Source organism: Mesorhizobium sp. M7A.F.Ca.AU.001.01.1.1 (genome assembly GCF_004022735.1).
In the GTDB taxonomy this organism is placed as follows: Bacteria; Pseudomonadota; Alphaproteobacteria; order Rhizobiales; family Rhizobiaceae; genus Mesorhizobium; species Mesorhizobium ciceri.
In genome coordinates this window covers 1-3,481 of record NZ_RZPF01000693.1, presented here as the reverse complement: position 1 = coordinate 3,481, position 3,481 = coordinate 1, and the positions used below count along the sequence as shown (strand labels likewise).

The following is a 3,481-nucleotide window of genomic DNA, read 5'->3' as shown; positions in this document are numbered from 1 at the left end:
CCCCCCCCGGGGGGGGGAGTTTGTACGTTTCATGCCCCGACTTGCCTCACCCGCCCACAAGCGGCATAGATCATCCATGGAAACCTATCGCCCGCGCCGCTCCGTGCTCTACATCCCGGCCTCCAGCGACAAGGCCTTGGCCAAGATCGCGCAGCTTGCCTGCGATGCCATCATCATCGACCTGGAAGACGCCGTCGCTCCGGCCGACAAGATCGCCGCCCGCGAAAAACTGGCCGGCATTTTCGCCGGCCATTCCGAGAGACGCTGCGAGATGATCGTGCGCATCAATGCGATATCAGGCGAATGGGGCGCCGACGACCTGCTGGCTGCCGCAAGCTGCGAACCCGACGGCATCCTTCTGCCCAAGGTCGACACGCCGCGCGACCTGCTCGCGGCCGGCGACGTGCTCGACGATAATTTCGCTCCCCACAGCGTGAAACTATGGGCGATGATCGAGACGCCCAAGGCGCTGCTCAACATCGGCGCCATCGCCGAACTTGGCCGCGATCCGGCCTCGCGGCTCAATTGTTTCGTTGCCGGAACGAATGATCTGGTCAAGGAGACCGGCATTCTGGCGACGCCTGACAGGCGCTACCTCGTGCCATGGCTGATGCAGATGGTGCTGGCCGCACGCGCCGGCGGCATCGACATGCTCGACGGCGTCTCCAACGATTTTCGCGACCTCGACGCTTTCGCCCATGAATGCGCGGAAGCCGCGGCCATGGGGTTCGACGGCAAGAGCCTCATCCACCCGGCCCAGATCGAAGCCGCCAACCGCGCCTTCGTGCCGTCCACGGAAGCGGTGGCCGAGGCACGCTCGGTGAAGGAAGCCTTCGCGCTCGCCGAGAATGCCGGCAAGGGCGTGATCGCGCTGAACGGCAGGATGGTCGAGCGGCTGCATCTGGCGAAGGCCGAAAAACTGCTGGCGAAGGCAGCCGCCATCGGGTCATAAATGCTCGATGGATGCGAGCGGGCTACAGCTACTCACGACAGGAATTGAACAATGAAACTCTACCGCTTTCTGTCCGCTCCGGACGATGCCAGCTTCTGCCACAAGGTGACAGCGGCGCTGAACAAGGGCTGGCATCTGTTCGGCTCGCCGACCTATGCCTACGACAAGAAGGCCAAAGCGATGCGTTGCGGCCAGGCCGTGGTCAAGGATATCGACGGTCAGGAATACGGGCCCGATACCAAGCTGAGTGACTGGTAGATTTGAAAAGCTCCGACGCAGGGTGTGTTGAGATTCAGGTCAGGCCGAGTCGAAAATGGTGGTTTCCGAGAACCGGAGCGGAGCGTACTTTTGGGTACGTGAGCACCGTTCTACCGCGACGCGGTAGAGCGGGGAAGCGCAGGAAGCCATCATTTGCAGGCCGGCATCACCTGAATATCAGCGCACCCTACTCCGCCGCCTCTTCGATCTTCTCCATATCATCGTCCGACAGGCCGAAATGGTGGCCGATCTCGTGGATCAGCACGTGGGTGACGATGTCGCCCAGCGTCTCTTCGTTCTCGGACCAGTAATCGAGGATGGCGCGGCGGTAGAGCGTGATGCGGTTCGGGCCTTCCCCGGTCTGCGGGTTCCAGCGCTCGGCGATGCCGCGTCCCTCGAACAGGCCGAGCAGGTCGAATGGCGTTTCCAGCGACAGATCGTCCATGATTTCGTCGGTCGGGAATTCGGCGATCTGGATGACGATCTCGCCGGTCAGCTTGCGAAAATCCTCCGGCAGATGGGCGTACGCCTCCAGCGCCAGGAACTCCATTTCGTCCATCGAGGGCGAGAGTTCGTCGTGCCAGGTGCGGGTCTTGTAGATGCGGGCCATGCTTTATCCTTTGATCCCGGCATATAGGCTTTCGCACCGGAATCGGCAAATGAACGGGCCGATGCGCCTGCGCCATCCCTGCAGAGAGGAATAAATTCCCCATGACTCTGCTTGACTCTTGGGATGCGCTCTGGAATCTATAGGAACATAACAGGAACAATTGTGAGTGGAAGCTGACCGTCATGGCGATGACCGCCGTGGCGCGGGAGACTGTTTTTGCCCTGCGCCGCCAGATCGCGAAAATCGAGGGAACGCTGCCCGAGCGCTTGGCTGCGCCGGCAGCCGCACCCTTTGATGCTGACGTCAACACTGATCTCACAATCGTCCGGCGTGGCATTGCCGCGGCGTTGCCGGATGCGTTCCTGCCTATCGGCGTCGGGCGCCTCGATGCCGCCCTGAGCGGCGGGCTGCCGAAGGCCGCCCTGAGCGAAATCCATGGGCTTGAAACCCGCGATGCCGGGGCCGTCGCCGGCTTCGCTTTGTCGCTCACCAGCCTGATCCTCAAGCAAACGCCGGGGCTGCCGGTGCTGTGGATCGGCACATCGGAGATTTTTCGCGAGGCCGGCTTTCCCTATGCCAGGGGGCTTCACGCCTCGTTCGGCATCGAGCCGGAGCAATTGCTGTTTTCCGAGGCGCCAAGGCTCGTCGATGCGCTGTGGGTCGCCGAGGAGGCGGCCCGGATGACGGCGCTCGCCGCCGTCATCCTGGAAATCCGCGGCAATCCGCAGCGGCTTGACCTGACCGCGACACGCCGGCTGCATGCAAGGGCGCAAGCGGCCGGCCGGCCGGTGTTCCTGCTGCGGCAGGCGGCTGGGCCCGAACCGACGGCGGCACCCGTCCGCCTCATCGTCGCCTCGGCGCCGGCGGTGCCGCGCGACACCATCGCCGGGCCGCTGGCCGGCTCGATCGGCCGCCCGGCCTTCACCCTCACCATCGGCAAGAGCCGCACGGCCCTGCCTGGACAATTCACACTGGAGTGGAACCCCGATGAACGCGCATTCGACGAAAGAGCGGGCGAGGCAAGAGACCGGGCAAAGAATCCTGTCCCTGTGGTTTCCCTATCTGGCGGCGGAAAGGATCCTGCGCCAGCGTCTGGGGCGGTCCTGGCGTTCCCGGTCGTCGGATCACCCATCTCACCCGCCGCTCGTGATCAGCCATCGCGACCGCAACGCACAGCGCATCTCGGCCCTCGACGAGCGGGCTGAGGCGCTGCACCTGAAGCGCGACATGGGCATCGCCGATGCGCGCGCCATGCATCCGTCGATCGACGTCGTCGAGGCCGATCCGGAAGCCGATCGCCGCCTGCTCGAAGGCCTCGCCGACTGGTGCGACCGCTACACCCCGCTGGTGGCGCTGGACGGGGCAGACGGCCTGTTTCTCGACGTCACCGGCTGCACCCATCTGTTCGGCGGCGAGCGCGCCATGCTGGACGACATCCTGTCGCGCTTCTTCCATCAGGGTTTCGATGTCCGCGCCGGGCTTGCCGCGACGCCGGGTGCGGCCTGGGCGGCGGCACGCTTTTGCGGCGACCGCATCGTTGTGTCAGGCGAGGAGGAGGCGCTGCTGGCGCCCCTGCCGCTGGCCGCGCTGCGCATAGAACCTTCGACCCGCACCAGCCTGGAAAGTGTGGGCCTGCGCACGGCGGGCGCCGTCATGGCGGC

The 3,481-nt window shown here is 64.8% G+C and carries 5 protein-coding genes; 4 read left to right on the top strand and 1 reads right to left on the bottom strand.

Annotated features, from left to right (window positions below; all coding sequences use genetic code 11):
* Positions 1-76: 76 nt before the first annotated feature.
* Both EN884_RS29985 and EN884_RS29980 read left to right on the top strand, forming a co-directional pair.
* Positions 77-952 carry a CoA ester lyase gene (locus EN884_RS29985; protein WP_063169572.1) on the top strand — a complete coding sequence of 292 codons (876 nt, stop codon included), beginning with the start codon at positions 77-79 and terminating at the stop codon, positions 950-952.
* Between the two features lie 51 nt (positions 953-1,003).
* On the top strand, positions 1,004-1,210 hold the full coding sequence (locus tag EN884_RS29980; RefSeq protein ID WP_013528780.1) for a DUF1737 domain-containing protein: 207 nt from the start codon (positions 1,004-1,006) through the stop codon (positions 1,208-1,210).
* 187 nt (positions 1,211-1,397) lie between these two features.
* Here the strand turns inward: EN884_RS29980 and EN884_RS29975 are convergent, their stop codons facing one another.
* Positions 1,398-1,820 (bottom strand): metallopeptidase family protein, encoded by a 423-nt coding sequence (locus tag EN884_RS29975; RefSeq protein ID WP_023763026.1) that lies wholly within the window; start codon positions 1,818-1,820, stop codon positions 1,398-1,400.
* 182 nt (positions 1,821-2,002) lie between these two features.
* Between EN884_RS29975 and EN884_RS39865 the strand changes: the two genes are divergently transcribed.
* Both EN884_RS39865 and EN884_RS29965 read left to right on the top strand, forming a co-directional pair.
* Complete coding sequence (locus EN884_RS39865; protein ID WP_024504051.1) at positions 2,003-3,025, top strand: hypothetical protein; 1,023 nt, start codon at positions 2,003-2,005, stop codon at positions 3,023-3,025.
* Positions 2,967-3,481: DNA polymerase Y family protein (locus tag EN884_RS29965; RefSeq protein WP_164761312.1), on the top strand; the 515-nt coding region annotated here is incomplete at its 3' end. The genes EN884_RS39865 and EN884_RS29965, both read left to right, overlap by 59 nt.

Bases quoted from the DNA above. Each gene is read 5' to 3' on its own strand.
- EN884_RS29975 (WP_023763026.1), bottom strand. From the start codon at position 1,820: ATGGCCCGCATCTACAAGACCCGCACCTGGCACGACGAACTCTCGCCC.
- EN884_RS29980 (WP_013528780.1), top strand. From the start codon at position 1,004: ATGAAACTCTACCGCTTTCTGTCCGCTCCGGACGATGCCAGCTTCTGC.
- EN884_RS29985 (WP_063169572.1), top strand. From the start codon at position 77: ATGGAAACCTATCGCCCGCGCCGCTCCGTGCTCTACATCCCGGCCTCC.
- EN884_RS39865 (WP_024504051.1), top strand. From the start codon at position 2,003: ATGGCGATGACCGCCGTGGCGCGGGAGACTGTTTTTGCCCTGCGCCGC.